General features: G+C 67.3%; 22 protein-coding genes. 10 read left to right on the top strand and 12 right to left on the bottom strand.

Annotation, left to right across the window (positions count from 1 at the left end; all coding sequences use genetic code 11):
• Positions 1–49: 49 nt before the first annotated feature.
• Both parC and HWX03_RS22015 read left to right on the top strand, forming a co-directional pair.
• Positions 50–2371 carry a DNA topoisomerase IV subunit A gene (gene parC, locus HWX03_RS22020; RefSeq protein ID WP_175872662.1) on the top strand — a complete coding sequence of 774 codons (2322 nt, stop codon included), beginning with the start codon at positions 50–52 and terminating at the stop codon, positions 2369–2371.
• A 247-nt stretch (positions 2372–2618) separates the two neighbouring features.
• Positions 2619–3077: a CopD family protein gene (locus tag HWX03_RS22015; RefSeq protein WP_006487629.1), complete on the top strand. Its 459-nt coding sequence runs from the start codon at positions 2619–2621 to the stop codon at positions 3075–3077.
• Positions 3078–3116: 39 nt separating this feature from the next.
• On the opposite strand, the gene HWX03_RS22010 is transcribed toward HWX03_RS22015, so the two are convergent.
• A complete protein-coding gene (locus HWX03_RS22010; RefSeq protein WP_027785082.1) occupies positions 3117–4001 on the bottom strand; it encodes a LysR family transcriptional regulator in 885 nt (294 codons plus the stop codon).
• 112 nt (positions 4002–4113) lie between these two features.
• Between HWX03_RS22010 and HWX03_RS22005 the strand changes: the two genes are divergently transcribed.
• Positions 4114–4560, top strand: coding sequence for a multidrug/biocide efflux PACE transporter (locus HWX03_RS22005; protein ID WP_174388024.1), 447 nt, complete (start codon positions 4114–4116; stop codon positions 4558–4560).
• A 45-nt stretch (positions 4561–4605) separates the two neighbouring features.
• Here HWX03_RS22005 and HWX03_RS22000 read toward each other — a convergent pair whose 3' ends face one another.
• The 7 genes from HWX03_RS22000 to HWX03_RS21970 all read right to left on the bottom strand — a co-directional run bounded on the left by HWX03_RS22000 (position 4606) and on the right by HWX03_RS21970 (position 12983).
• Complete coding sequence (locus HWX03_RS22000) at positions 4606–5814, bottom strand: chromate transporter (RefSeq protein ID WP_175822299.1); 1209 nt, start codon at positions 5812–5814, stop codon at positions 4606–4608.
• Positions 5815–6024: 210 nt separating this feature from the next.
• A complete protein-coding gene (locus HWX03_RS21995) occupies positions 6025–8364 on the bottom strand; it encodes an EAL domain-containing protein (protein WP_175822300.1) in 2340 nt (779 codons plus the stop codon).
• Positions 8365–8580: 216 nt separating this feature from the next.
• Positions 8581–9465 (bottom strand): PhzF family phenazine biosynthesis protein, encoded by an 885-nt coding sequence (locus HWX03_RS21990; RefSeq protein WP_175872661.1) that lies wholly within the window; start codon positions 9463–9465, stop codon positions 8581–8583.
• Between the two features lie 13 nt (positions 9466–9478).
• Complete coding sequence (locus HWX03_RS21985) at positions 9479–9937, bottom strand: RidA family protein (protein WP_006478174.1); 459 nt, start codon at positions 9935–9937, stop codon at positions 9479–9481.
• Positions 9938–9979: 42 nt separating this feature from the next.
• Complete coding sequence (locus tag HWX03_RS21980) at positions 9980–11161, bottom strand: PLP-dependent aminotransferase family protein (protein WP_175872660.1); 1182 nt, start codon at positions 11159–11161, stop codon at positions 9980–9982.
• 166 nt (positions 11162–11327) lie between these two features.
• Entirely contained in the window at positions 11328–12236 is a 909-nt protein-coding gene (locus HWX03_RS21975) for a DMT family transporter (RefSeq protein WP_175872659.1), read from the bottom strand.
• 54 nt (positions 12237–12290) lie between these two features.
• Complete coding sequence (locus HWX03_RS21970) at positions 12291–12983, bottom strand: VOC family protein (protein ID WP_175872658.1); 693 nt, start codon at positions 12981–12983, stop codon at positions 12291–12293.
• Positions 12984–13213: 230 nt separating this feature from the next.
• Between HWX03_RS21970 and HWX03_RS21965 the strand changes: the two genes are divergently transcribed.
• The 4 genes from HWX03_RS21965 (at position 13214) to HWX03_RS21950 (ending at position 17840) form a co-directional block, all read left to right on the top strand.
• Positions 13214–14674, top strand: coding sequence for a PLP-dependent aminotransferase family protein (locus tag HWX03_RS21965; protein WP_175872657.1), 1461 nt, complete (start codon positions 13214–13216; stop codon positions 14672–14674).
• 186 nt (positions 14675–14860) lie between these two features.
• The gene (htpG, locus tag HWX03_RS21960; RefSeq protein WP_175872656.1) at positions 14861–16759 is read left to right on the top strand and encodes a molecular chaperone HtpG; all 1899 of its coding nucleotides are present in this window, start codon (positions 14861–14863) and stop codon (positions 16757–16759) included.
• An 8-nt stretch (positions 16760–16767) separates the two neighbouring features.
• Complete coding sequence (locus HWX03_RS21955) at positions 16768–17364, top strand: chorismate lyase (RefSeq protein ID WP_175872789.1); 597 nt, start codon at positions 16768–16770, stop codon at positions 17362–17364.
• Positions 17364–17840: a DNA-deoxyinosine glycosylase gene (locus HWX03_RS21950; RefSeq protein ID WP_174388013.1), complete on the top strand. Its 477-nt coding sequence runs from the start codon at positions 17364–17366 to the stop codon at positions 17838–17840. Before HWX03_RS21955 ends, HWX03_RS21950 begins: the two co-directional genes overlap by 1 nt.
• Positions 17841–17949: 109 nt before the next feature.
• On the opposite strand, the gene HWX03_RS21945 is transcribed toward HWX03_RS21950, so the two are convergent.
• From HWX03_RS21945 to HWX03_RS21930, 4 genes are all read right to left on the bottom strand, one after another.
• On the bottom strand, positions 17950–18753 hold the full coding sequence (locus HWX03_RS21945; RefSeq protein WP_175872655.1) for a hypothetical protein: 804 nt from the start codon (positions 18751–18753) through the stop codon (positions 17950–17952).
• Between the two features lie 75 nt (positions 18754–18828).
• Positions 18829–19524 carry a mobilization protein gene (locus tag HWX03_RS21940; RefSeq protein ID WP_011545877.1) on the bottom strand — a complete coding sequence of 232 codons (696 nt, stop codon included), beginning with the start codon at positions 19522–19524 and terminating at the stop codon, positions 18829–18831.
• A gap of 203 nt (positions 19525–19727) precedes the next feature.
• Positions 19728–20990, bottom strand: a complete 1263-nt coding sequence (locus HWX03_RS21935) for a glycosyltransferase family 87 protein (RefSeq protein WP_244132741.1) — start codon at positions 20988–20990, stop codon at positions 19728–19730.
• A gap of 229 nt (positions 20991–21219) precedes the next feature.
• On the bottom strand, positions 21220–21474 hold the full coding sequence (locus tag HWX03_RS21930; protein WP_175872654.1) for a hypothetical protein: 255 nt from the start codon (positions 21472–21474) through the stop codon (positions 21220–21222).
• A 145-nt stretch (positions 21475–21619) separates the two neighbouring features.
• Here HWX03_RS21930 and HWX03_RS21925 point away from each other — a divergent pair, with 145 nt between their 5' ends.
• The 3 genes from HWX03_RS21925 (at position 21620) to HWX03_RS21915 (ending at position 24526) form a co-directional block, all read left to right on the top strand.
• Positions 21620–22537 carry a spermidine synthase gene (locus HWX03_RS21925; protein ID WP_175872653.1) on the top strand — a complete coding sequence of 306 codons (918 nt, stop codon included), beginning with the start codon at positions 21620–21622 and terminating at the stop codon, positions 22535–22537.
• A gap of 199 nt (positions 22538–22736) precedes the next feature.
• The gene (locus HWX03_RS21920) at positions 22737–22979 is read left to right on the top strand and encodes a DUF3311 domain-containing protein (protein WP_175822310.1); all 243 of its coding nucleotides are present in this window, start codon (positions 22737–22739) and stop codon (positions 22977–22979) included.
• Positions 22976–24526 carry a sodium:solute symporter family protein gene (locus HWX03_RS21915; RefSeq protein ID WP_175822311.1) on the top strand — a complete coding sequence of 517 codons (1551 nt, stop codon included), beginning with the start codon at positions 22976–22978 and terminating at the stop codon, positions 24524–24526. Before HWX03_RS21920 ends, HWX03_RS21915 begins: the two co-directional genes overlap by 4 nt.
• The last annotated feature ends 61 nt before the right edge of the window (positions 24527–24587 follow it).

The raw sequence follows: 24587 nt of genomic DNA, 5'->3' as shown, positions 1-24587 counted from the left end.
GGCATGACGCCCGGCCCGGCCTCACGCCACTTACGAATACGGAATTCAGATGGACGACAATACTTCCGATCTCTTTGCCAGCCCCGACGCGCCCGAGAGCGACGCGCTGACGCTCGGCAACTACGCGGAGCAGGCGTATCTCAGCTACGCGGTCAGCGTCGTGAAGAGCCGCGCGCTGCCCGACGTGTGCGACGGCCAGAAGCCGGTGCAGCGCCGGATCCTGTTCGCGATGAACGAAATGGGCCTGGGGCCCGACGCGAAGCCGGTGAAGTCGGCGCGCGTGGTCGGCGACGTGCTCGGTAAATACCATCCGCACGGAGACCAGTCGGCGTACGACGCGCTCGTGCGTCTCGCACAGGATTTCTCGCTGCGCTATCCGCTGATCGACGGGCAGGGCAACTTCGGCTCGCGCGACGGCGACGGCGCGGCGGCGATGCGTTACACGGAAGCGCGCCTCACGCCGATCGCGAAGCTGCTGCTCGACGAGATCGACCAGGGCACGGTCGATTTCATGCCGAACTACGACGGCTCGTTCGAGGAGCCGAAGACGCTGCCGAGCCGCATGCCGTTCGTGCTGTTGAACGGCGCGTCGGGTATCGCGGTCGGCCTCGCCACCGAAATCCCGTCGCACAACCTGCGCGAAGTCGCAGCGGCGGCGGTCACGCTGATCCGCAATCCGAAGCTCACGCACGCGGAGCTGATGAACCTGATCCCCGGCCCGGATTTCCCCGGCGGCGGCCAGATCATCTCGAGCGACGCCGAAATCGCGGCCGCGTACGAAACGGGCCGCGGCAGCCTGAAGGTGCGCGCGAAATGGAAGATCGAGGATCTCGCGCGCGGCCAGTGGCAGCTCGTCGTGACCGAGCTGCCGCCGAGCACGTCGGGCCAGAAGGTGCTCGAGGAAATCGAGGAACTGACCAACCCGAAGCTCAAGCTCGGCAAGAAGACGCTGACGCCCGAGCAGCTCAACACGAAGAAGGCGATGCTCGACCTGCTCGACGCGGTGCGCGACGAGTCGGGCAAGGAAGCGGCGGTGCGGCTCGTGTTCGAGCCGAAGTCGCGCACGATCGACCAGACGGAATTCGTGAACACGCTGCTCGCGTACACGAGCCTCGAATCGAACGCGACGCTGAACCTCGTGATGATCGGCGCTGATGGCCGGCCGGGCCAGAAGGGCCTGCTGACGATCCTCGACGAATGGGTGAAGTTCCGCCAGCTGACGATGACGCGCCGGTGCCGCCATCGTCTCGCGAAGGTCGACGACCGCATCCACATCCTCGAAGGGCGGATGATCGTCTTCCTGAACATCGACGAGGTGATCCGCATCATTCGCGAGGCGGACGAGCCGAAGGCCGCGCTGATGAGCGCGTTCGGCCTCAGCGAGCGGCAGGCCGAGGACATTCTCGAAATCCGCCTGCGCCAGCTCGCGCGGCTCGAGAAGATCAAGATCGAGAAGGAACTCGAAGCGCTGCGCGACGAGAAGGCGAAGCTCGAGGAACTGCTCGCGAACGAAAGCGCGATGAAGCGGCTGATGATCAAGGAGATCGAGGCCGATGCGAAGCAGTACGGCGACGATCGCCGCACGCTGATCCAGCAGGAAAAGCGCGCGACGTTCGAGGCGAAGGTGGTCGACGAGCCGGTGACGGTCGTCGTGTCGCAGAAGGGCTGGGTGCGTGCGCTGAAGGGCCACGGGCTCGACCCGGCCGGCTTCACGTTCAAGGCGGGCGACCACCTGTACGCGGCATTCCAGTGCCGCACGCCGGATCGCCTGATCGCGTGGGGCAGCAGCGGCCGCGTGTACTCGGTCGACGTGTCGGTGCTGCCGGGCGGGCGCGGCGACGGCGTACCGGTGACGTCGCTGATCGAGCTCGAATCGGGCTCGCACCTGATGCACTACTACGCGGCGCCGGCCGACCAGCCACTGCTGCTCGCGTCGAGCAACGGCTTCGGCTTCCTCGCGAAGGTCGGCGACATGGTGAGCCGCGTGAAGGCCGGCAAGTCGTTCATGACCATCGATGCGGGCGCGGTGCCGCTCGCGCCGATGCCGGTGCTGCCGAACGCGACGCAGGTCGCGTGCCTGTCGAGCGGCGGGCGCTTGCTCGTGTTCGGGATGGACGAGATGAAGACGCTGTCCGGCGGCGGCCGCGGCGTGATCCTGATGGCGCTCGACGACAAGGAAACGCTCGTGCAGGCGCTCGCGATCGATCCGGCGGGCGTCGTGCTGATCGGCACCGGCCGCGGCGGCAAGGCGCAGGACGACACGCTGTCGTATGCCGGGCTCGCGCCGCACATCGGCAAGCGCGCACGCAAGGGCCGCGCGCCGGACACGAAGCTCAAGGTCGTCAACGAACTGCGTCCGCTGCTCGGCTGACGCCGCGCGCGGTCGCCCGGTTCGGCCGCGATCGAAGGCCGCACGTCCGCTTCGGCGGGCGTGCGGCTTTTTCTTTCTGGCGTGGGGATTCGGGTAAGCAAGCGTGGCGTTGTCACCCGGAACTTGCAAAATAATGTGAAATCGCGCCGAGGGCCTGAACCGCGGCGCGGCTGGCGGGTCGAACGTCGCTTGATGCCGCGTGCGACGCGGCCGTTCGCTGCACCTCACTCATCACAGGATCGTCCCCATGTCCCACGCCGTTGCCGTCGCGCTGTTTCTTCACCTGCTGGCCGTCGCCGTGTGGGTGGGCGGGATGGTCTTCGCGCACTTCTGCCTGCGCCCGGCGCTGTCCGACCTGTCGCCGCAGCTCCGCTTGCCGCTGATCGAAGGCGTGTTCGGCCGCTTCTTCAACTGGGTGTCGGGGGCCGTGATCGTGATCCTGCTGTCCGGCGGCTTCCTGCTGACGAGCTTCGGCGGCGCGCACGCGACATGGTCGCTGCATGCGATGGCCGGGCTCGGCGTCGTGATGATGCTGATCTTCGGGCACATCCGCTTCGCGCTGTTCCCGCGCATTCGTCGTGCGGTGCAGGCGCAGAACTGGCCGGACGGCGCGCGCGCGGTGAACGCGGTGCGCCTGCTCGTCGTCGTGAACCTCGTGCTCGGCGTCGTCACGATCGGCGCGGCCGTGCTGTCGCGCGGTTTCTGACCGGCCGGCCCTCGGCCGCACGCCTGGCTGCACGCGCCGCTACGCGGCCAGCATCGCGTCGAGCAGCCATGAACCGGCCGGTCCGAGCGGCCGGTTGCGCGACCAGACCGCATCCACCCGCACGCGGCGCGGCCAGCCGCGCGAGCGCAGCTCGCACAGGCGGTCGCGCGCGAAGTGCTCGACCATCCAGCGCGGCAGTTCCGCCCAGCCGAACCCCAGTACGGCCATCTCCAGCAGCATCAGGTAGCTCGGCGCGAGCCAGTGCTGCGTGCCGACGACGATCCGGTCGTCGGTCCCGCGGCCTTCCGTCTTCACGTAGGTATTGAGGCGCAGTTCGCGCACGTCGCGCAGCGCCGCGTGCGGCACCTCGGCGTCGCCGTATTCGGCGAGCGCGTGCGTGCGGCCGACGAACAGCCCGATCTCCGATTCCTCCGCCACCGTCGCCGCGCCGATATCGGCCGGGTAGGTCGCGCGCGCGGCCATCAGCCCGAGTTGCGCGCGGCCCTGCTGGATCAGGTCGAGCACGTCGTCGTGCTCGGCGATCTGGCATTCGAGCTCGAGCGCCGGAAAGCGCCGCTCGAGCGCCATCAACGTCTCCTCGTAGCGCTTCGACTGGTACGTATCGGACACGACGAGCGTGAGCCGCGCTTCCTCGCCGTGCGCGAGCCGGGCGGCCGTGCGGTCGATCGCCGCGCTGGCTTCGAGCGCGCGCTGCACCTGCGGCAGCAGCGCACGGCCGGCATCGGTGAGCGTCGGCGTGCGTGTCGAGCGATCGAACAACTGCACGCCGAGATCGATTTCGAGGTTCGCAATCGCCTCCGACACGGTCGACTGACGCTTGCCGAGCTTGCGTGCGGCGGCCGTAAACGAGCCGAGCAGCGCCGCTTCGGCGAACGCGAGCAGGGCTTCGGGAGCGTGGTGCATGCAGTACTCCTGGCGGCGTTATATCGGTAAAACCGATGATATCAAACTGGATTCAGCTGGTATCGCCGATCAGAATGGCCGGCATGGATCAGGTAATGCATTGGAGCGAATCATGAAACAGATGAATAAAACGGTGACGGAACGCCTGCTGCACGCGCTGACGTTCGAACTGGTGGCGATCGCGCTGTGCGCGCCGATCGGCGCGTGGCTGCTCGACATGCCGGTGTCGCACGTCGGCGTGCTGACGGTGATGGTGTCGCTGATCGCGATGGCGTGGAACATGACCTTCAACGCGCTGTTCGACCGCTTCGAGCGGCGGGCCGGGTTGTCGCGCACGCTCGGCATGCGGGTCGCTCACGCGGTGATGTTCGAGCTCGGCCTCGTCGCGATGGTGGTGCCGGTGGCCGCGTGGTGGCTGAACGTGAGCCTCGTCGAGGCGCTGCTGCTCGACCTCGGCATCGTGCTGTTCTTCCTGCCTTACACGTTCTGCTTCAACCTCGCATACGACGCGCTGCGCGCCCGCTGGATGGCGCGCCGGGTCGCGGTGCAGGCTGGTTGAGGCGGTAACGCAGGCTAACTCGGGCGGGGCGGCGGCTGCCGCCCGTCAGCGCGCGGCGGCCCACAGCCACACGCTGCACGCCACGGCGACCGTGCCGTAGACGGCGTAGACGGGCACCTTGAAGCGCGTGAAGCACAGCGTCGCGAAGGCGCCCGTCAGCCAGTAAACCGGGTCGGCCGGCTCGCGATGCAGGATCTTCGCGACGGCGACCACGAGAAAGCCCGTCGTCGCCGCGCGCAGCAGGCGCATCCCGTACTCGAAGCGCGAATGGCGCTTGAGCCGGGACAGGTGGTTCTGCGCGAACACCACGAGGCATCCCGACGGAATGAACAGCGCGGCCGTGGCGAGCAGCGCGCCGACCCAGCCGTCGGTCAGGTAGCCGAGAAACGGCACGACGTTCAGCAACGGCCCCGGCGCGACCGGCGACAGCGCGAACGCCAGCGTGAAGTCGTGATCGGAGATGCCGGTCGCCGGCGAGACGAACAGCGTCTTGAGTACCGGCAGCGCGGAGAAGCCGCCGCCGAACAGCGTCATGCCGGCGCCCGCGAGGCGCGGCCATAGCAGCTCCGCCTGGTAATCGCCGGGCAGCGGCACCGCGAACAGCAGGACGAGCACGCCGAGCAGCACGAGCAGGCTGCGGTCGCGCTTCGACAGCGTGAAATCGACCGCGTCGCGTTGCGACGGCCCCGTCAGCCAGCCCGCTGCAAACGCAGCGAACAGAATCCCGACGAAAGCGGCCGGACTATGTGCGAAAGCGAGCAGAATCGTCGATAGCGCGGCGATCGCCTGTTCGAGCCGCGTGCACGCGAGCGAGCGCACCTGCTTGACCCACGTGACGCCGATCAGCGCGGCGAGCACCATCCCGAAGTGATTGATCAGCATCGGCGCGGCAAGCGAGCGCACGAGCGGCGTCTGATAGAAGATCGCGAACAGCGTCATCAGGATCGAGAACGGCAGCACGCTCGCCATGCCGGCGACCCATGCGCCCGCACGACCATGCAGCACTTGGCCGACCTGCACGGCGACATTGCAGCCGACGGGGCCCGGTACGAGCCACGCCAGCGCGACGAGATCGCCGAAGACGTGCGGCTCGATGCGCTGCAGCCGCTCCACGTAATGGCGTTCGAGTTGCGCCATCATCGAAAGCCCGCCCCACGAGACGGCCGAAATGCCGGCGACGACCTTGAACAAGGCCCAGAGGGATGCCGGTGCCTCTTCGACACGAGCGGTCGCTTCGACTTCGACGGTTGTCATGATTGTGTGGTTGGCGCAGGGCCGGATCTCTCGCGTATGGCCGTGCCGGCGGCCCGCCGACACGTAGGCCCTCCCGATTGTCCGCCGCGCATCGTGACACTGCCATGCGCGAAAACGCTAGTTGATGAACTAAACGAACGGATCGGAAAACGTAATAATTGCGGCGGCGCGCAACGCGCGCCACGGTTGCATGGTGCGGCGGTGCGGCGCTCAGGTGCCCGTGCTGCCGGTCGCGCGATGCGCGACGACGTTCGGATGATCGCCGCGCACGCCGAAGCGTGCGATCAGCGCGGGAATTGCATCGGCCGGCACCGGGCGCGAGAACAGGAAGCCCTGCGCCTCGATTTCGCCGAGCGCGGACAGCCACGTGATCTGTTCCTCGGTCTCCGTGCCCTCGACGACGACGGTCAGCCCGAGCGAGCGCGCGAGATGCACGATCGACGACACCATCACGCACACGCTGCGATCGGTCGGAATCGCCTGCACGAACGAGCGGTCGACCTTCAGCGTGTCGACGGAGAAGCGGTGCAGGTACGACAGCGACGAATAGCCGGTGCCGAAATCGTCGAGCGCGATCCGGATGCCGAGCTTTTTCAGCGCGACGATCTTCTCGGACACGAGTTCCGGATATTCCATCATCGCGGTTTCGGTGATTTCGATCTCGAGCCGGTTCGCGTCGATGCCGGTGTCCTGCAGCGCCTGCGAGATCGTCTCGATCAGGTCGCCGCGCCAGAACTGCACGGGCGAGATGTTGACGGCGAGCGTCAGCGTGTCGTGGCCCTCGTCGCGCCAGCGCGCGATCTGCTCGCACGCGGTGCGGATCACGAAGTCGCCGATCGGCACGATCAGGCCGGTCGATTCGGCGATCGAAATGAATTCGTTCGCGGAGATGACGCCGTGCTCGGGGTGGTCCCAGCGTGCGAGTGCCTCGAAGCCGGTGATCGTGCGGTGCGTGAGGTCGATCTTCGGCTGGTACGCGAGGAACAACTGCCCCTCGGCGAGCGCGACACGCAATTGCTGTTCCCAGCGCATCAGGTGGTCGGCGCGGTGCGACAGGTGCGGCGCATAGAACTGGTAGCAGTTCTTGCCGGCGTCCTTCGCGCTGTACATCGCGAGGTCGGCCTTTTTCAGCAGGTCGATCTCGCTTTCGTTCGCGACGGTGTGCAGCGCGATGCCGATGCTCGCATGCAGCACGAACGAACTGCCGCGCACGTCGAACGGCTCGCTGAACATCTGGATGATCGCTTCCGCGAGCCGCACCGCGCGCCGCTCGACGTCGTCGCCCTTCATCACGACGACGAACTCGTCGCCGCCGATGCGCGCGAGCGAGCCTTCGTCCTCGACCGCATCGGCCAGGCGCGACGCGGTCATCTGCAGCACGATGTCGCCGGCGTTGTGGCCGAGCGTATCGTTGACGGTCTTGAAGTTGTCGAGATCGATGAACAGCAGGCCGAGCCGCGACAGGCTCGCGGGCATCGACACGTCGTTGCGCAGCCCGCGCAGCGTCGCATAGCGGTTCGCGAGGCCGGTGAGCAGGTCGTATTCGGCGAGCTGCGTCATTTCGCGCTCGCGGCCGAGCAGCTTGCCGATCAGGCCCGTCGCGACGCCGAAGAACGCGAGCATCGCGAGCGTGATGAAGCTCGTCATCAGCAGGTAGACGTTGCGCGTATGGGTGTAGTCCGCGAACTCTTCCGTCTGCGACAGCCCGACCATCACCGCGAGCGGATAGCCGTCGAGGTGGCGGTACGACACGATGCGCGTCACGCCGTCGATCGGATCGATGATCGTGCCCGTCACGCGCTCCGCGATCGGATAGACGCCCGAGGCCGAAAACGCGCCCGGCGCGTTGCTCACCGAGCCCGTGCGCCGCGCGAGCACCGCGCCCGTATCGGACACGACCGCGATCACGCCTTCCTTGCCGATGGCCGCGTTGTTGTAGAAATCGTTCGTGAAGTAGCTCGGGTCTTCCGACACCACGACGATGCCCGCGAAGCTGCCGTCCGGGTTGTTCAGGCGCCGCGTCATCTGCAGCGTCCAGTGGCTCGACACGCGGCCGAGCACGGGCTTGCTGATGAAGAGGCGGTCGTCGTTGTGCGCGAGGTGGACCTTGAAGTGCTCGCGGTCGGACAGGTTGATCGGCTGCGGATGGAGTTCGGCGGTGTTCGCGAACAGGATGCCCTTCGCGTTGACGAGCGATACCTGGATCAGCGTGTCGCTCGGCACGACGCCTTTCTCGACGGCGCTCGCGAGATTGAAGCGCGCCGGCGATTTCTCGAATTCGAACTTGACGAAGCGGGTGATCTGGTCGACCTGGTGGATCGCCTTGACCGTATGCTGCTCGAGCGCGGACGACAGGATCGCCGCGGAGGCGGCCGCTTCCTTGTACGCGCTGTCCTTTTCAACGGACAGGCGCGCGATGATCACGGCCCACAGCAGCGCGAGCGCCAGCATCCCGAGCAGCGGGATGGCAAACAGCGCCCGCCGGCGCGATTTGCGCGGCGCGCGCAGCGGTCGGTTCGGCGGCGTGTGGTTGGACCGGGCGGAGCTCATCGAAGAGGGCGGCGTCCTGCTCGCGTGCGCCATCCGTCTGGATGGCCGGCTATGGTTCGGATTGTCCCGACGTCTGTTCGTTCGCGGGACGCGCAACCATGGACAGACCTCCGAAACAACGGATTAGGCCCGATATTACTGTCTGGAACGTTTTTGCGATAGTTGGGCAAAGCGTGGGGCGCCGGACGAGCCGGCGCCATCGCACATCGCGAAATGTCAGGCGGGTGACCGGAACGTGCCGTCGACGACCGTGACGACGTGGCCGCCGATCCAGGTCGTGCCGTCTTCGTCATAGCTGACGAAGATGCGGCCGTCGCGGCCGATCGCCGTGCCCTGGCGGGCCGTATACGACGGGCCGGGGCGGCGTTCCTGCCGCGTCAGCAGCCCGGCCAGCGCGGCGTTCGCGCTGCCGGTGACGGGATCCTCGCCGGGGGTGCCGAACTTGCCGCCCGTCATCAGGCAGCGGATCTCGAACGTCGCGGGGCCGCCTTCGGCGTGCGGCGCGTAGGCGGCCAGGCCGTCCACGCCGTAGCGGTGGGTCAGCGCCGCCAGCGCGGCTGGATCGGGCGACAGGCCGATGCACGCGTCGGCCGACTTCAGCCGCACGACCAGCCACGGCGCGCCGTTGTCCACCGCGCACGGCTCGGCGTCCAGGTCGAGCGCGTCGCTGCGCAGCGCGGCGGCCAGTGCCGCGTAGTCCGAACGGTCGAGCGGCGTGACGCGCGCCGGCGGCGCGGCGAACGCCCAGCCGCCGGCCTGCTCGCGCAGCGCGACCCGGCCGACCCCGCACTGCTGGATCAACCGGCCCGGCGTGCGCGGCCGCGCGCCGCTTTCCAGGAACGCATGCGCGGTGCCGAGCGTCGGGTGGCCGGCGAACGGCAGTTCGCCGCCCGTCGTGAAGATCCGCACGCGATAGTCGGCTTCCGGATCGGTCGGCGCGCAGACGAACGTCGTTTCCGACAGGTTCGTCCAGCGGGCGATCTCGAGCATCGCGTCGTCGCCGAGCGAATCGGCGTCGAACACCACGGCAAGCGGATTGCCCTTGAACGGCACCGACGTGAACACGTCGACCTGCTTGAAGCGAACGAGACGGGCTGGCATCGCGATGCGCCCGTTACGCGACTTCGGCGATCAGTTCGATCTCGACGCATGCGCCGAGCGGGATCTGCGCGACGCCGAACGCCGAGCGCGCATGCTTGCCCGCGTCGCCGAACACTTCGGCGATCAGCTCCGACGCGCCGTTCGTCACGACGTGCTGTTCGGTGAAGTCGAGCGTCGAGTTGACGAGGCTCATCAGCTTGACGATGCGCGTGACCTTGTTCAGGTCGCCGGTGTGCGCGTGCAGCGTCGCGAGCAGGTCGATCGCGATCGAGCGGGCGGCCGCCTTGCCGTCTTCCGTTTGCAGATCCGCGCCGAGCTTGCCGGCCCAGACCTTGCCGTCCTTCTTCGCGATGTGGCCCGACAGGTAGACCGTGTTTCCGCTTTGCGCGCTCATCACGTAGGCGGCGGCCGGTGCGCCGGCGGTCGGGAGCTCGATGCCGAGCGACTTGAGTTTGTCGTAGACGTTAGCCATGCGTTCGATTCCTCGTAGAGAGTCGTGACAGGAAAAAGGGGATCAGAGGCGCTCGCGCAGCAGCTTGCCGAGGCGCGCGACGCCTTCCTCGATCTTCTCGGGCGGCACCGTCACGAACGACAGGCGCAGCGTGTTCTGCTGCGCATTCTCCGCGAAGAACGGCGCGCCCGGCACGAAGGCGACGTGGTTGTCGACGGCCGCGGCGAGCAGCTTCATGCTGTCGATCTGCGCGGGCAGGTTCACCCAGATGAACATCCCGCCTTCCGGGCGGTTCCACGTGACGCCTTCCGGCATGTGGCGCGTGAGCGCGCCGAGCATCGCGTCGCACTGCGCGCTGTACAGCTCGCGGATCGTCGGGATGTGCTCGTCGAGGAAGCCGTCCTTGATCACTTCGTGCGCGATGCGCTGCGTGAGCGTCGGCGTGTGCAGGTCGGTGGCCTGCTTGGCCTGCACGAGCTTGAAGTGGAGTTCTTCGGGCGCGATGATGTAGCCGATCCGCAGGCCCGGCGCGAGCACCTTCGAGAACGTGCCGAGGTGCACGACATGATCGGGCGCCATCGACAGCATCGTCGGCAGCGGCTCGCCCTGGTAGTTCAGCGCGCCGTACGGATCGTCCTCCAGCACCGGGAACGGGCTCGACTGCGCGAACGCGGCGAGCGCGCGGCGGCGCTCGACGGGCAGGCGGCGGCCGGTCGGGTTCTGGAAGTTCGGCTGCGCGTACAGCAGGCGCGCGCCTTGCGTGAGTTCGGGCGTGAGGCCTTCCGGCAGCAGGCCCTGCTCGTCGGTCGGCACCTGCACGTAGCGCGGCTCGTACAGCGAGAACGATTGCAGCGCGCCGAGGTAGGTCGGCGTTTCGACGAGGATCGGGCTGTCCGGATCGATCAGCGCCTTGCCGAGCAGGTCGAGCGCCTGCTGCGAGCCGGTCGTGATCAGCACCTGCGACACGCGCACGCTGTAGCGCTCGGCGATCCATTCGCGCAGCGGCAGGTAGCCTTCGGTCGCGCTGTACTGGAGCGCGGCGGCCGGCGCGTCGCGCAGCACGCGGTCGGCGGCGGCGCGCATGCGTTCGGCCGGGAACGTCGCGGGGGCGGGCAGGCCGCCGGCGAACGAGATGACCTCGGGGCGTTCCGTGACCTTCAGGATCTCGCGGATCGCAGAGCTCGTCAGCTTGCGGGCGCGTTCGGAAAGCTGCCAGTGCGGCGGATGCAGGTCGCTCGGATTCATAGTCTCCTCGTTCGGATAGCGTGGTCAGTCAAGAAAGGTCGATCAGGCCGAGCGCGTCGACGCAGCCGGGTGGGCGGGCGGGAGCGCGATCGTGCCGTCGCGGCTGGGTAGGCACGGCCAGTCTGGCAAAACCGATCAGGCAAAACGTCCATTATGGCGCAGCTCATCAGCCGGCGCGAGCGGGACGCGGCGCCGTGGCGACCGCCGAGCGGCGCCCGAGCATCACGGTCGCGATCACGGCGGCTGCGAACAGCCACGTCGACGACGTGACCGTTTCGCCGAACAGCAGTGCGGAAAAGGCGATCGTGAAGAAAATCTGCAGCAGTTGCACCTGGCCGACGCGCGCGATGCCGCCCATCGCGAGCCCCGCATACCACGCGAAAAAGCCGATGAACTGCGAAAAGAGGGTCACGTAGCCGAACGCGAGCCACGTGCGCAGCGCGAGCGGGCCCGGATGCGCGGCGTGCTGCATCCACGCGAGCCAGCCGACCGGCAGCACGAGGAACGGCGCCGACACGACGAGCGCCCAGCAGATCACCTGCCAGCCGCCGATCTGGCGCGCGAGGCGCGCGCCTTCCGCATAGCCGAGCGCGCCGATGCCGACCGCGACGAGCATCAGCGCGTCGCCGGCCTGGACGGTGCCGCCGCCGTCGCGCAGCGCGAACGCGATCACGAGCGCGCTGCCGGCCACCGCGCTGGCCCAGAACGCCTTCGACGGCCGCTCGTGCGACAGCCATGCCGCGTACAGCGCGACGAACAACGGTTGCAGCCCGTTGACCACCGCGCCGTGCGACGCCGGCACCGATTTCATCGCCCACGCCGAGAACACCGGATACGCGATGATCACGCCGGCCGACGTGATCGCGAGGCTTTTCAGCTGCGCGCGGGTCGGCAGCGGCTCGCGGCGCCACCACAGCAGCAGGCCGGCCGGCACGGCGGCGGCGAGCGCGCGGCCGAGCCCGTTGAGCAGCGGGTTGAGTTCGGATACGACGATCCGCGTCATCGGCAGCGTCAGGCTGAAGATCATCACGCCGATGAGGCCGAGCAGCATGCCCCGGGTTTCGCGCGAATTCATGTCGTGGGTGTCTCCGTATTGCCGGGTTGATGTAATCGAAGGGGCGGCGGGCGGTCAGCGCAGCGTGCGCACGCCCTGCGGCGTGTCGAATTCGGCGACGAGCGCCGGCGGACCGTCGGTGGATTCGACGTTGAGCAGGTGGGCGGCGCCGAGCCAGTCGAGTTGCTCGCGGATCGTATCCGCGCGCGGGTGGGCGCCCTTGAGCGCCTTCAGCGCGACGCCGTCGCCCGGCAGCGATTCGGCCGGATGGCGCGGGCTGTCCCACTGGATCAGCGACGGCACGAGGCCGTCGCCCGCACCTTGCCAGGCGGGGAAGCTGCCGTCGTCGGGCACCGTGAGGCCCCAGCTCAGGTCGCCGCGCCGCATCGCGACGACGGGCGCGATGCGGGTCGGATACTGGCGCTGCCACAGCGCAAGCTGGCGCGGGCGGTCGACGCGCGCGACCCAGTGCGCGAGAAACGGGCCCTGCGCGAGCCGCGCGTGGATCGCCGGATCGTCGAGCCCGAACAGCCGCGCGCGCGGCGGCTTTGCGCCGTCGTCCGGCGCGGGTGCGTCGGGGTCGATCGCGATCACTTCGAGGTAGAGGCCGCCCCACGCGCCGAACAGCGCATTGTGGGTCCGCATCAGCGGATGGCGGCCGCCGCCGGCCGGTTCGATGCCGAGTGCGTCGGCGACATGGCGCACGCCTTCGTCGAGGGTGCGCGCGGCAATCACGAGGTGGTCGAGTGTCAGGGAGCGGGCTGGCATGAGCGTGGGTCGGGAAGCGAAAGTGTCATGGTAAGCGGGCGAGGAGCCGGGCGGGGGCCGGACCGGCCGGCGTACCGGCCGCGAGGCGGCCCGGCGGGCGCAGCGCCACATGCGGCAGGGCCCGAGCGGCGGCCGCAGGATCGCCATTCCGGTCAACTGTAATCGTCGCTACCGGCACAGTAACGGTACAATCGGCGCGATAGCCTTCGGTACAGTTGGAGCTGCCGCCCATGTCCACCGTCCCACTCGCCCAGATTCCCGCGCCGCACGACACGGCCACGCTCACGCTCGTCGACCAGCTGGTCCAGTGGGCGCGGCGGCGTATCGACGAACGCGTATTCCGTCCCGGCATGCGCATGCCGTCGATTCGCAAGCTCGCGCTCGACAAGAGCGTGTCGCGCTTCACCGTCGTCGAGGCCTACGAGCGCCTCGTCGCGCAGGGCTACCTCGACTCGCGGCGCGGCTCCGGCTTCTACGTGCGCGAGCGCACGGGCGCCGGCCCGCAGCCGGCCGACGGCGTCGCGCGCGTGGCCGAGGCCGCGCCCGTGCACAACACGATCGACGTCGTCTGGCTGCTGCGCAACATGCTGCACACCGTCAGCCCGGAGAAGGGCCCGGGCCTCGGCTACCTGCCGGGCCGCTGGCTCGACGGCGAGCTGATCACCGGCGCGCTGCGCGCGCTCGGGCGCCAGTCGGGCGCGCAGATGCTCGGCTTCGGCACCGCACAGGGCTTCCTGCCGCTGCGCCAGCAACTGCAGACGCGCCTCGCCGAAGTCGAGATCGGCGCGAAGCCCGAGCAGATCGTGCTGGTTTCCGGCATCACGCAGGCGATCGACCTGATCTCGCGGATCTACATGCGGCCGGGCGATGCGGTGATCGTCGGCGATCCCGCGTGGTTCCAGATGTTCGGCCGTTTCGCGGCGCAGGGCGCGCAGCTCGTCGGGATGCCGTATACGCCCGACGGCCCCGACCTCGACGCGCTCGAAACCCTGGTGCAGATGTGGCGGCCGAAGATGCTCGTGATCAACTCGGTGCTGCAGAACCCGACCGGCACGTCGCTGTCGGCCGCACAGGCGTTCCGGATCCTGAAGCTCGCGGAGGCCTACGATTTCCTCGTCGTCGAGGACGACGTGTACGGCGACCTGTGTCCGCCCAGCTATCCGGCCACGCGCCTCGCGAGCCTCGACCAGTTGAAGCGCGTGATCTATCTCGGCAGCTATTCGAAGACGCTCGCGGCGAACCTGCGGGTCGGCTACGTGGCCTGCGCGCCGGAGATCGCGAAGGCGATCACCGACCAGAAGATGCTGGTCGGGATGACCACGCCCGAGCTCAACGAGCGCGTGCTGTACAAGATCCTGACCGAAGGGCATTACCGGCGCCACGTCGAGCGGCTGCGCGCGCGGCTCGACGGCGTGCGCGACAAGACCGCGCGGATGCTCGAGCGCACGGGGCTCGGGCTCTTCACGATGCCGGCGGCCGGGATGTTCCTGTGGGCCGACACGGGCGTCGATTCGGACGCGCTCGCGGCGGTCGCGCACGAAGCCGGCTTCCTGCTGACGCCGGGCAGCCTGTTCTCGCCGCAGCAATCGCCGTCCACATGGATGCGCTTCAACGTTGCGAACTGTGGCGATCCGGCGCTGCCGGGGCTGCTGGCGCGCTATATCGACTCGGCGGTTCGGCGCGCGTCGTGACGCGGCGCGGCAGGCCGGCTCTTGAAATGCCGCGCGCCGTCCCCAGATACGCGCGCAAACCGCTGGCGCCAGGCGGTCGTCCCGCACGGGCCGTCCCACACGGGCCGTCCTTCATGGGTCCGCCGGCATCGCGCGCCGGGCGCCGGCGTCACCCCTTTTCAGTTCAAGTAAGAGGAAACAGCATCCATGGCACACGAAACGATGAGCTTTCAGGCAGAGGTCAAGCAACTCCTCCACCTGATGATCCATTCGCTCTACAGCAACAAGGAAATCTTCCTGCGCGAACTGGTGTCGAATGCGTCCGACGCAGCCGACAAGCTGCGTTTCGAAGGGCTCGCGAACAACGCGCTGTACGAGAACGATCCGAACCTGCGCATCCGCATCGGCTACGACAAGGCCGCGCGCACGATCACGATCGACGACAACGGCATCGGCATGAGCCGCGACGAGGCGATCGCGAACCTCGGCACGATCGCGCGTTCGGGCACCAAGGAATTCTTCACGAAGCTGTCGGGCGACCAGCAGAAGGATGCGGCGCTGATCGGCCAGTTCGGCGTGGGCTTCTACTCGGGCTTCATCGTCGCGGACAAGATCACCGTCGAAACGCGCCGCGCGGGCCTGCCGGCGAACGAAGCCGTGCGCTGGGAAAGCGCGGGCGAGGGCGATTTCACGATCGACGCGATCGAGCGCGCGCAGCGCGGCACGACGATCACGCTGCATCTGCGCGAAGGCGAGGACGACCTGCTGTCGTCGCACCGCCTGAAGTCGATCATCCAGAAGTACTCCGACCACATCGCGCTGCCGATCCTGATGCAGAAGGAAGAGTGGGATCAGGAAAAGGGCGAGATGGTCCTGAAGGACGAGGACGAAACCGTCAACCAGGCAAGCGCGCTGTGGACGCGTTCGAAGAGCGACGTCACCGACGAGCAGTACACGCAGTTCTACCAGCACATCGCGCACGATCACCAGGATCCGCTCACGTGGACGCATAACCGCGTCGAGGGCCGCAGCGAATACACGCAGTTGCTGTTCGTGCCGGCGCACGCGCCGTTCGACCTGTGGAACCGCGAGTACCGCGGCGGCCTGAAGCTGTACGTGAAGCGCGTGTTCATCATGGACGACGCCGAGCAGCTGCTGCCGCAATACCTGCGCTTCGTGAAGGGCGTCGTCGATTCGGCCGACCTGCCGCTGAACGTGTCGCGTGAAATCCTGCAGGAAAGCCGCGACGTGAAGGCGATCCGCGAAGGCGTGACCAAGCGCGCGCTGTCGATGCTCGAAGAGCTCGCGAACGCGGAAGAGGATGCCGGCAAGGAGAAGTACAAGACGTTCTGGGGCGCGTTCGGCCAGGTGCTGAAGGAAGGCCTCGGCGAGGATCACGCGAACCGCGAGCGCATCGCGAAGCTGCTGCGCTTCGCGTCGACGCACGGCGACACCGACGCGCAGGACGTGTCGCTCGCCGACTACGTGTCGCGCATGAAGCCCGAGCAGAGCAAGATCTACTACGTGACCGCCGATACGTGGCTGGCCGCGAAGAACAGCCCGCATCTGGAAGTGTTCCGCAAGAAGGGCGTCGAGGTGCTGTTGCTGACCGACCGCGTCGACGAATGGATGCTGTCGTTCCTGCACGAATTCGACGGCAAGCCGCTCGCGAGCGTGGCCCGCGGCGATCTCGATCTCGGCGAGCTGAACGACGAGGAGAAGAAGGCGCAGGAGCAGGCCGGCGAGGCGATCAAGCCGGTGGTCGAGAAGATGAAGGAAGCGCTCGGCGACAAGGTGAAGGAAGTGCGCGTCACGTTCCGCCTGACCGATTCGCCGTCGTGCCTCGTCGCGGACGACAACGACATGAGCGGCTACCTGCAGCGGATGCTGAAGGCGGCCGGCCAGAACGCGCCGGCGATGCAGCCGATCCTCGAGATCAATCCCGAGCACGCGCTCGTGAAGCAGCTGAACGCCGACAGCGCCGATTTCGGCGACTGGTGCCATCTGCTGTTCGATCAGGCGCTGCTGGCCGAAGGCGGCATGCTCGACGATCCGGCGAGCTTCGTGAAGCGGACCAACACGCTGCTGCTGTCGCGGGCCGCGTGAACGCACGGCTGCGATTCGACGCCGCACAGGCGGGCTGGCGCGAAACGCCCCGGCCCGGCTGCACGCTCGACCAGCGCGACTGGCTGACGCGCGGCGGATCGCTGACCGCGCATCTCGCGCGGCTCGGCCGCGTGAACGTGCGCGTGACGCGCGAGGCCGTCGACGCGCCGTGGTTCGACGAGCCGGACGCGCTCGTCAGTTCGCCGCGCGCACCGATGTGGGTGCGCGAGGTGATCCTGTCGGTCGACGGCACGCCGTACGTCGCCGCGCACAGCATCGCGCCGCTCGCGGCCAGCAAGGGCGTGTGGCAGGCGATGCGGAAGCTGCGCACGCGGCCGCTCGCGGAGCTGCTGTACAGCGATCCGCAGGTCGAGCGCTCGGCGCTCGTGAGCCGGCGCGTGATCGCCGGTCATCCGCTGTATGCACTCGCGAGCCATGCGTTGCAGGGTGTGCGCGCGCCGCATGCGTTTGCCGCGCGGCGCTCGGTGTTCCAGCGTCACGGCAAGCCGCTGATGGTCACCGAGTGCATGCTGCCGGCGCTGTGGCGTCATCTCGCCGCGCACGGCGACGGGCCGCGATCCGTCGATCCGCACGGAGACGCGTGATGCTGCAAGGTTTTCCGCCGGTCGTCGCGCCGGACACGCACACGATGATCCTCGGCAGCTTTCCGGGCGAGGCGTCGCTCGACGCCGCGCAGTACTACGCGCATCCGCGCAACCAGTTCTGGCGGCTGCTTGGCGCGGTGCTCGGCGAGCCGACGCTGCATGAACTGCCGTACGACGCGCGGCTGGCGCGCGTGCTGTCGCACGGCATCGGTATCTGGGACGTCCTCGATGCGTGCCATCGCCAGGGCAGTCTCGATTCGGCGATCCGCAATGCCAAGCCGAACGACTTCGATTCGCTGCGCGAGCATGCGCCATTGCTGAAGCGCGTGTGCTTCAACGGCAAGACGGCGGGGCGGTTCGCCGACGTGATCGGCCAGGCCGGATACGAGACGCTCGTGTTGCCTTCGTCGAGTCCAGCGAATGCGACGTTGTCGTTCGAACAGAAACTGGTGCTCTGGCGCGCCCTTCGCGCCTGAGACGCGTTGGATTCCGAGTATTCGGTGAAGCGGTATCGGGTGGGCGGCAGCAGGTGTTCGAGTCGAGAGGCGGTTTCAACGATACTGCGCCGCCACTCGACTCCACCGGTCAGGGCTTCGCGTCGCCTTGCCTGGCGCCCGTGGCCGAGGTCATGCGACTTTGTGCAGCGACGAGTTGATCGTCGGTGGTCGCCACCAGCCACAGACGTGCATGCTCCTCGATCCGACGGTTGTGGTCCTTCAATGGCCCCATCGCGGCAGCGGCCTTCCAGACCACCGGGCCGATTCGGCTACTCCTGCCCGACGGCGCGCCTACCAGCAGGCAGTAAGGTCCCAGCGGAAGCGATACGAACGGAAGTGCCGGGCTGGCGATCACGCGCCAGTCGATGAAGGGTGTCTCGCTGATCAGCAGCGGCGTGGGCAAGCCGTAGAGCACACTGAAATCGTACAGCGCCAGCTGCTCTCGCATGCCGACGTAAATTCGCCGGATGTCGTCGACAACCGCCGCGCGGATCTCGTCCTCGAACATGGGTTCCTGCGCGTAGCGGGCCAATGCCTGTCGAGCCTCCCATTGATACGCGCTGAACAGGCCGATCTCCACGCAATCCTGCACGGCGCGCTGAACCTCCGCCACGGAACCGGCTTCCCCGGGCGTGCCCAACTGCGCAGCCCGCAAGAAGCGGGCAAGTCCCGCCTCGTGGATCGCAGGACCCTCCGCCGATGCGTCGTCGTCAGCGTCCTTGCCCAGGGGCACGTAGGTGTATTTCTCGGCAGCGAAATGCGATTTCTTGCCTTCGTCGAACTTGATTTCGCCATCGACGCAGTCGAGATAGCGCGTCCCGATTCGACCGTGCTCCCAAATCCAGTTTTTCAGGAACGGACGTAGAGGATGCAGTCTGTCGTGATCGGCCATTGAACCTCCAAGTTTTCCCGGTATGAGCCATTCCAGCCACTCGCCGCATCCTCCGCACCGTCGCGGGGGCCCGCGCTACAAGGCGAGCGTGCCCAGCTCCTCATAAGTCCGATGCAGCCAGACCTTGACGCGCTGCCGTTCCAGCAAGCCGAGCCCCGTGGCGGCGCGGTCGGGATGATTGACCGCCGCCCAGAAGCTCGCGCTTTGTCGATCGATCTTCTGCATCGTCGTATCGGGCAGGCGGCGCAGCGTAATCACGCTCGCACCAAGGGCTTCGGCCCGCTCGCGTTCGCCGGATGCCTCCAGAATCTCGAAGCGATCGCCGCGGACTTCGTTCAGCACCAGCACCAGCTTGATTCGTCCGCCGAATTCGTCCAGCCATTGCCGCAGCAGATCGACCGAATCGCGTCCCGTGTCCATCACGTGCCACCACGTCAACGTGAGGCCGTGTTCTTCGGCAAAATCGACTACGTCCGAATCGTCGAGCCACTTGGCGAGCGACTGCCGCGTCTGGGCCGCGAGGTCGACCAGTATGCGCCGCTGCGGATCTTCGAGCGCCGATTCCATGACCGGATCGAGGCTGTCATGCTGGTCGAGCACGGCAGGCGCGGCAAAATCGGCATAGAACCGCAGTAGCGCGCCGTGCGATCGGTCGGTATCGAAGCCCACGAAAGGCATGCTCCGATCGATGAAATACTGGGCCAGCACGCGGGCCGCGAGCGATTTGCCGACGCCGCCTTTTTCCCCGCCAATGAAGTGGATGTGACTCATGCTTACGAAATCCCGTGTGATGGAACAGGTATGGCTGGAGCGGATGTTGGCAGGCTTCGATGACGTTACGGTACAACCGGGCACGTCGAAAGAAAATGCATGCGCCGCAGCAGCATGCTGTCTGATCGACGCCGGTGTCAAACTGAACAAAATGGCAACCCGTTCCGGCGGCTGCTTGGCGTGGTGCTCGGCGAGCCGCCGCGCTAGCCGGGCGATTGCCGTGCGGCAACCGATGTGCTTGCGTCAGCCGCGCGATGACGCGATGCGCGGTAGACGATCAGCATCAGGAAGATCGGCAACAGGACGGCGCCCGGTTGGCCCATCGCGGGCTTGAACACGAGGAAAAACGAGAGCCCCGGCAGCACCCACGCCAACGCCATGACCGCATGGTCCGCCCACCCGAGCGCGCGGGTTGTCCGGTCGTATTTGCACACGTAAATGATCGCGAGAAGCAGCCACGCGAGATCGTAGTAGATGAGGTACGGCTGGGTCAGCAGCGTCGCGACGATTGCCGCTGCCGCGCATAAGTCGGCATGCTTCTTCCTCGCCCATAGACTCGCGGTCGCAATCACGACCGGTATCGCGATGGCCGCCTGAACGGCAAAGGCGGTCGGCAGGCTGGCGCCCAGCCGTCGCGACATCGCGAACGGCGTCGGCATCGCGTTCCAGATTCCGCCTGCATTGTTCATCAGGATCAAGTGGCTGAACCACGACAGCGTGTCGAAAAAGCGCATCCACAGCGGCACGCCGAACACCAGTGCGCTGACCGCGCAGAACAGCGCGGCCGTGACGGCCATCGCGCCAACCGCGCGGAAATGTCCGCCGCAGAGGAACAGCACGGGAAACAGGAGCGCCAGCTGCGGTTTGATGACGAGCATGCCGGCGCATACGCCGGCGACAACCGGACGTCGTTCGAGCAATCCCAGTGCGCCGGCGGCGAACGCCAGGGTCAGCAAGGAATTCTGGCCGCAGATCGTCACGACCCAGATGCCGGGGAACGCGACGAGCGCGATCCACGGCAGGGGGCGATCCTTCATTGCGAGCGTGCACGCCGCCAACGCGCTTGCGATGCCGATGCTGACGAACAGGCCGTACGAAGCGGCGTAGGGCAGCAACGCCAGCGGATAAACCAGCAACTGGAAGGTCGGCGGATAAACCCACGGTGCGGAAATCTGCGCGGGCGGGAAGTCCGGCAGCAATCGGGCTTCCGCCGCGAACATCTGGTGGAGGTCGAAGGCGGCGAGCGGCCCGCTGTGGACGGAAACGAAAGACGCGCTCCAGAAAACCCGGAAGTCGATACCCGGGGGCGGCACGCCGGGGAGATGCAGCACCCAGTACGAAAATGCCCAGATACCCAGCAACACGAGCTGAAACAACAGGATCGCCGCGCTGTACAGGACGAGCCGCTCCCTGGAGAGCCATCCCTGGCGATCTGGCGGTGCGTGGTCCGTCGTTGTATGAGTCATGGCCGCTGCGAGCCTCCCCGAATGCCGTTTCAGTTTGGCATAGGTTCGGTCGACCGAACGGGCTTTTTATTTGCAAGAAAGTCAATGACCGATATGTGCCCGGATCAGGCGGGCGGCGGGTTTCGCGGATTTCGATGGTCGTCGTATCAGCAGTCGAATGGGCCGGAACCTTGGGGCGTACCGGCCGTTGCGGTGTAGGGTGCCCGTTGCGCTTTGTCGCTTGCGACGCTCAATCGTCCTTGCCCCATCGCCACCGCGGTTTCTCGCCCTTGATCCAGCACACCACGGTCAGCAGCGCGACCAGCGCCACGATGCACGCGCCGTACGCAATCGGCGAGCGTTGCGGCGGCAGCAGCCACGCACTCGCGACGATGCCGAGCGCGAACAGCAGCAGCACGACCCAGCCCTGCCACGCCACCGGCAACCCCCATCCCCAGCCGTAGCGCTTCGCTGGAAACCAGATCTTCTTGTCGTTCGAAGTCATGCGCGCTCCTGTGATCCGCGACTGCAGCGTAGCGCCGACGGGATTTGGCGTCACGCGTGGCCGGACTCGCGTCGCGGCCTCCGCCTCCCACCAATGCTATCCTCTCGTCCGCTCATCCAGCCTCACCCAGCGAGATTCAACCATCATGACCCGACTGATCAAGCGCGCGTCCGCCGAGGCGCGCGCGTTCAAGCAACGCAAGCCGTCTGCCTACAACGGCTCCGAAAAACTCCAGCCGCCGCGCGTGAAGCGCCGCCCGGACATCGACGAACACGACGACGTGCCGGTGCTCGAAGCGCCGCGCAAGCCGCGTTTCGCACCCGTTACGTTCTCCGAAGAAGGCGGCGTGCGCTTCCTGCACTTCGGTACCGAGTGGGTGCAGGGCGCGATGCGGATCTCGAAGCCGCTGCATATCGAGCTCGAATACGCGCAGCAGATGATGGCGTGGCTGCTGTTCCTCGAAACGCCCGCGCGGGTCGTCCAGCTCGGGCTCGGCACCGGCGCGCTGACCAAGTTCTCGCATCGTTTCCTGCCGCACGCGAAGGTCGAGGCCGTCGAGCTGAACCCGGCCGTGATCGTCGCCGCGCGCACGATGTTCGCACTGCCGCCCGACGACGCGCGCCTCGTCGTGCACGAAGCCGACGCATGGGACTTCGTCAACGACCCGGCCAACCGCGGCACGACGGGCGCGATCCAGATCGACTTGTACGACGCGACCGCGCGCGGCCCCGTGCTCGACAGCGTCGCGTTCTACCGCGCGGTGCGCGGCTGCCTCGCCGATGCCGGCATCGCGACGATCAACCTGTTCGGCGATCATCCGAGCTTCGTGCGCAACATGAAGCACCTGAACGCGGCGTTCGATCACCGCGTGATCGCGCTGCCCGAAGTGCACGACGGCAACCGGATCGCGATCGCGTTTTCCGGCCCCGCGCTCGACGTGCCGTTCGCGCAGCTCGACGCCCGCGCGAAGCTGATCGAGGACACGCTGAAGCTGCCCGCGCGCAAGTGGGTGAAAGCTTTGAAAGCAACGGCCGGCGCACGCGACACCGCGTTCGCGATCTGACGCCGGATGCACCGGCGGCAGGCCGGTGCAACCCCGCGACAAGGGGCGGATCACCTCGGGTTCGCCCCTGCTTGACCGCGTGCTCGCGGCTCCTATACTGGCGCGAAGCCAGGGGAGCCGCGGCCTACCCGTTTTGCCGCTCCTCTCGGTGCCGTACCCGCTCAACAAGATCGATAACCGGGATAGAAGAGGAGACGTCATGGCTCACGATGCCGACGCCAACCGGGCCGCCAAGCGCTGGCTCTGGCTGCTGGTACTGCCGCTGATCGCAATGGTCTGGGTGCCGTCGTACAGCAAGATCGAACCGCAATGGTTCGGTTTTCCGTTTTTCTACTGGTACCAGTTGCTTTGGGTCTTCATCAGCGCGGTGATCACCGCGTTCGTGTATCTGAAGACCAAGAACGCGTGGAAGGCGAGCGGCACGCAAGGAGGTGCGCAATGAATCTCGGCGCGACCTTCGTTTTCGTCCTGCTGTTCATCGGCGTCACGATCATCGGTTTCCTGGCCGCGAACTGGCGGCGCGGCGATCTTGCCCATCTCGACGAATGGGGCCTTGGCGGACGCCGCTTCGGCACGATCGTCACGTGGTTCCTGCTCGGCGGCGACCTCTACACGGCCTACACGTTCGTCGCGGTGCCCGCGCTCGTGTTCGGCGCCGGCGCGATGGGCTTCTTCGCGCTGCCGTACACGATCCTGATCTATCCGTTCGCGTTCGTCGTGTTCCCGAAGCTGTGGAGCATCGCGAAGCGGCATGGCTACGTGACGGCCGCCGACTTCGTCAACGCGCGCTACGGCAGCCGGATGCTCGCACTCGCGATCGCGGTGACGGGCATCCTCGCGACGATGCCGTACATCGCGCTGCAGCTCGTCGGCATCGAGGTGGTGATCGGCGCGCTCGGCTTCGACACGACCGGCTTCGTCGGCGACCTGCCGCTGATCATCGCGTTCGCGATCCTCGCCGCGTACACGTACACGTCGGGGCTGCGCGCGCCCGCGATGATCGCGATCGTGAAGGACGTGCTGATCTACGTCACGATCGCCGCCGCGGTCATCGTGATCCCCGCGAAGCTCGGCGGTTTCGGGCACATCTTCGCCGCGGTGCCGCCCGCGAAGCTGCTGCTGAAGGCGCCCGACGCGGCGAGCCTGAACGGCTACAGCGCGTATGCGACGCTCGCGATCGGCTCGGCGCTCGCGCTGTTCCTGTATCCGCACTCGGTCACGGCGATCCTGTCGTCGTCGTCGGGCAACTCGATCCGCCGCAACATGGCGATGCTGCCCGCGTACTCGTTCGTGCTCGGCCTGTTGGCGCTGCTCGGCTACATGGCGCTCGCCTCCGGCGTGAAGGACATGCCGCAGTACGCGCCGTACTTCAAGGCGTTCGGCCCGAACTTCGCGGTGCCCGCGCTGTTCCTCGAGTATTTCCCGTCGTGGTTCGTCGGCGTCGCGTTCGCGGCGATCGGCATCGGGGCACTGGTGCCGGCGGCGATCATGTCGATCGCGGCCGCGAACCTGTACACGCGCAACATCCACCGCGAGTTCGTGAACCGCAACATGTCGCACGACCAGGAGACGCACGTCGCAAAGCTCGTGTCGCTGATCGTGAAGGTCGGCGCGGTGGCGTTCATCCTCGGGCTGCCGCTGACCTACGCGATCCAGTTGCAGCTGCTCGGCGGGATCTGGATCATCCAGACGCTGCCGGCGATCGTGCTCGGCCTGTACACGCGCGTGCTCGACCATCGCGGCTTGCTGGCCGGCTGGGCGGCCGGCATCGTGTGCGGCACGTGGATGGCGATCTCGCTGAAGCTGGCGAGTTCGATCTTCACGATCCACCTGTTCGGTCTCGCGATTCCCGGCTATGCGGCCGTGTGGTCGCTGATCGTGAACCTGGTGGTGTCGGTGGCGGTGAGCGTGCTGGTGCGCGTGATGGGCATGGCGCATGCCGAGGATCGCACGCGGCCGGAGGATTATTTCGACGTGGTTGAAGGCTGATACGGGCCGTGCGCGGCCGTGTGCCGCGTACGCGCCGCGCAGCAACGAAAGCGCCCGCCAC

This window comes from Burkholderia sp. BCC0397 (assembly GCF_902832865.1).
Taxonomy (GTDB): Bacteria; Pseudomonadota; Gammaproteobacteria; order Burkholderiales; family Burkholderiaceae; genus Burkholderia.
This window is presented reverse-complemented; position numbering and strand designations above follow the sequence as displayed.

Bases quoted from the DNA above. Each gene is read 5' to 3' on its own strand.
- HWX03_RS21980 (WP_175872660.1), bottom strand. From the start codon at position 11,161: ATGAATCCGAGCGACCTGCATCCGCCGCACTGGCAGCTTTCCGAACGC.
- HWX03_RS21970 (WP_175872658.1), bottom strand. From the start codon at position 12,983: ATGCCAGCCCGCTCCCTGACACTCGACCACCTCGTGATTGCCGCGCGC.
- HWX03_RS21990 (WP_175872661.1), bottom strand. From the start codon at position 9,465: ATGCCAGCCCGTCTCGTTCGCTTCAAGCAGGTCGACGTGTTCACGTCG.
- HWX03_RS21950 (WP_174388013.1), top strand. From the start codon at position 17,364: ATGCTGCAAGGTTTTCCGCCGGTCGTCGCGCCGGACACGCACACGATG.
- parC (WP_175872662.1), top strand. From the start codon at position 50: ATGGACGACAATACTTCCGATCTCTTTGCCAGCCCCGACGCGCCCGAG.
- HWX03_RS21985 (WP_006478174.1), bottom strand. From the start codon at position 9,937: ATGGCTAACGTCTACGACAAACTCAAGTCGCTCGGCATCGAGCTCCCG.
- HWX03_RS22015 (WP_006487629.1), top strand. From the start codon at position 2,619: ATGTCCCACGCCGTTGCCGTCGCGCTGTTTCTTCACCTGCTGGCCGTC.
- HWX03_RS22005 (WP_174388024.1), top strand. From the start codon at position 4,114: ATGAAACAGATGAATAAAACGGTGACGGAACGCCTGCTGCACGCGCTG.
- HWX03_RS21965 (WP_175872657.1), top strand. From the start codon at position 13,214: ATGTCCACCGTCCCACTCGCCCAGATTCCCGCGCCGCACGACACGGCC.
- HWX03_RS21940 (WP_011545877.1), bottom strand. From the start codon at position 19,524: ATGAGTCACATCCACTTCATTGGCGGGGAAAAAGGCGGCGTCGGCAAA.
- HWX03_RS21925 (WP_175872653.1), top strand. From the start codon at position 21,620: ATGACCCGACTGATCAAGCGCGCGTCCGCCGAGGCGCGCGCGTTCAAG.
- HWX03_RS22010 (WP_027785082.1), bottom strand. From the start codon at position 4,001: ATGCACCACGCTCCCGAAGCCCTGCTCGCGTTCGCCGAAGCGGCGCTG.
- HWX03_RS21935 (WP_244132741.1), bottom strand. From the start codon at position 20,990: ATGACTCATACAACGACGGACCACGCACCGCCAGATCGCCAGGGATGG.
- HWX03_RS21930 (WP_175872654.1), bottom strand. From the start codon at position 21,474: ATGACTTCGAACGACAAGAAGATCTGGTTTCCAGCGAAGCGCTACGGC.
- HWX03_RS21945 (WP_175872655.1), bottom strand. From the start codon at position 18,753: ATGGCCGATCACGACAGACTGCATCCTCTACGTCCGTTCCTGAAAAAC.
- HWX03_RS21920 (WP_175822310.1), top strand. From the start codon at position 22,737: ATGGCTCACGATGCCGACGCCAACCGGGCCGCCAAGCGCTGGCTCTGG.
- HWX03_RS21995 (WP_175822300.1), bottom strand. From the start codon at position 8,364: ATGAGCTCCGCCCGGTCCAACCACACGCCGCCGAACCGACCGCTGCGC.
- HWX03_RS21975 (WP_175872659.1), bottom strand. From the start codon at position 12,236: ATGAATTCGCGCGAAACCCGGGGCATGCTGCTCGGCCTCATCGGCGTG.
- HWX03_RS22000 (WP_175822299.1), bottom strand. From the start codon at position 5,814: ATGACAACCGTCGAAGTCGAAGCGACCGCTCGTGTCGAAGAGGCACCG.
- HWX03_RS21915 (WP_175822311.1), top strand. From the start codon at position 22,976: ATGAATCTCGGCGCGACCTTCGTTTTCGTCCTGCTGTTCATCGGCGTC.
- htpG (WP_175872656.1), top strand. From the start codon at position 14,861: ATGGCACACGAAACGATGAGCTTTCAGGCAGAGGTCAAGCAACTCCTC.